The organism is Cohnella thermotolerans DSM 17683 (genome assembly GCF_000429825.1).
GTDB lineage: Bacteria > Bacillota > Bacilli > Paenibacillales > Paenibacillaceae > Cohnella > Cohnella thermotolerans.
In genome coordinates, this window is record NZ_AUCP01000147.1 from 1 (window position 1) to 1415 (window position 1415).

The window sequence follows — 1415 nt, forward strand, 5'->3', positions numbered from 1 at the left end:
GTTCCGTCCGATTTTTTGCATGAAAACCGCAAAGAAAATCACGGTCTAGGCTCATGCGTTGGGAGCAGCTTAAATTGATCTTGTTCAGCAAGCCCCAAGTAAGAAAATTGCATTAGTTCCTGTTGACGAATTTGTAAAAATTATCAATTTAGAAATTGAGAGGGTTAATCAGGAAATCCTTGGACATAACAGGTTGGTTGATAACCGAGCCCATGAAGAACAGCTTCTTAAGGATCAAATATGGAGATTCATTGCAAATGAAAATCTGCATAATCACGAAAAATATGTACGCAAAGAATTTAATATTAAGAATGCGATTACAGGGATAAAAGATGGGATCTCATCAAAAACATCTGAGAAAAACAGATTGATTTCAGAAATCGAGGGTTTAGAGGCTCAAATCACTAGTGTAATTCCATCCGTTAATGAAATGAATCGTCTGTTAAAAGCGTATAATTTTACAAATTTTAAGTTTGCGTATACACAAAACCAGGGAAATTATCGCTTGGTACGATCCACTGGAGAAGATGTGAATCAGACGTTGAGTGAAGGTGAAAAGACATTCGTAACGTTTTTATATTTTATGCATTTGTTGAATGGAAGTAATAACAGAGATCTTATTACAGAGAATAAAGTCGTTGTAATTGATGACCCTATTTCTAGTTTGGATAGCAATGTATTATTTATCGTTAGCAATCTTATTTTAAAACTTATTGATGATATCAGGAACAATCAAAATAATATTGTTCAATTATTTGTTTTAACCCATAATGTATATTTCCACAAAGAAGTAACTTTTAATAAAAAGCGTTCAAAAGGCGGAAAATTACATGATGAAACATTCTGGATTATAAGAAAAGTTAATAATGTTACTGAGGCTCAATCCTATGATACAAATCCAATAAAAACTTCATATGAGTTAATGTGGCAAGAACTTAGATTTGCAACACAGAGTAGTTCTTCAACAACGGTTCAAAACTTGATTCGTAGAATTATAGAAAACTATTTTAAAGTATTTGGTAATTTTAGTGAAGATGATATACTGAATAAATTCGATGAAGAGGAAAAGTTAATATGTAAATCGCTTTTATCCTGGGCAAATGACGGGTCACATTTTGCAAGTGATGATTTGTATATTGAACATCCATTAGATACAAACGCTAGATACCTTAATATATTTGAAAAAATATTCAAAGTTACAAATCATCATGCACATTATAAAATGATGATGGGAGTAGAAGAAGCTGATCAGAGTGAGATCCCTCATGCACAGGTATCGTGATTGATTACTAAATAAAATACAATTTACCCAAATAAAGCGGTGATTTATTGCTTTGTTTGGGTTTTTCGCATTGTTACAGGACTTATTGCAGTTGAGTCCATATAATTGTGTAAAATGGTAGACTTCCAAGAAC

At 32.3% G+C, this 1415-nt stretch carries 1 protein-coding gene; it reads left to right on the plus strand.

The window, feature by feature from the left end; genetic code table 11:
* Positions 1-73: 73 nt before the first annotated feature.
* Positions 74-1282 (plus strand): AAA family ATPase, encoded by a 1209-nt coding sequence (locus tag G485_RS27225; protein ID WP_084423381.1) that lies wholly within the window; start codon positions 74-76, stop codon positions 1280-1282.
* Positions 1283-1415 lie beyond the last annotated feature (133 nt).